The organism is Clostridium sp. DL1XJH146 (genome assembly GCF_054819755.1).
The window spans coordinates 1-572 of sequence record NZ_JBTVVN010000106.1 but is presented as its reverse complement, the minus strand read 5'-3'; the positions used below and the strand labels follow the sequence as shown (position 1 = coordinate 572).

1 protein-coding gene is annotated in these 572 nt (G+C 28.8%); it reads left to right on the top strand.

The features are described 5' to 3' along the window. On the top strand, positions 1–572 hold a 572-nt coding region (locus tag ACVHXK_RS18685; protein WP_461207920.1), incomplete at both ends, for an RNA-guided endonuclease TnpB family protein.

The following is a 572-nucleotide window of genomic DNA, read 5'->3' as shown; positions in this document are numbered from 1 at the left end:
ACTAATAATCAAAATGGAACTGTAGCTATTGAGAATGGACGTATTAAGATTCCAAAATTAAAATCTATGATTAAAATAAAACAGCATAGAGACTTCGATGGCTTAATAAAAAGTTGTACTATATCAAAAACACGGGGCAATAAGTATTATATTTCTATACTAGTTGATTCTGAAAATATAAAGTTACCAAAGATAGAAAATAAAATAGGTGTTGATGTAGGACTCAAAGAGTTTGCAGTTTGTTCTAATGGTGATAGATATGCTAATCCTAAATGGCTCAGAAAATCAGAAAAAAGATTAAAAAAACTCCAAAAGGATTTATCAAGAAAGAAAAAAATGAGTAAAAACAGAGATAAAGCTAGATTAAAAGTTGCTAAACTTCATGAGAAGATTGCTAATCAAAGAAAAGATTTTTTGCAAAAGTTATCTACAAAGCTAATTAGAGAAAACCAATCTGTAGCTATAGAAGACTTGAAAGTAAAGAATATGATGAAGAATAGCAATTTAGCAAAGGCAATAAGCGAAGTATCATGGTTTGAGTTCAGAAGAATGTTAGAATATAAAGCCCAGTG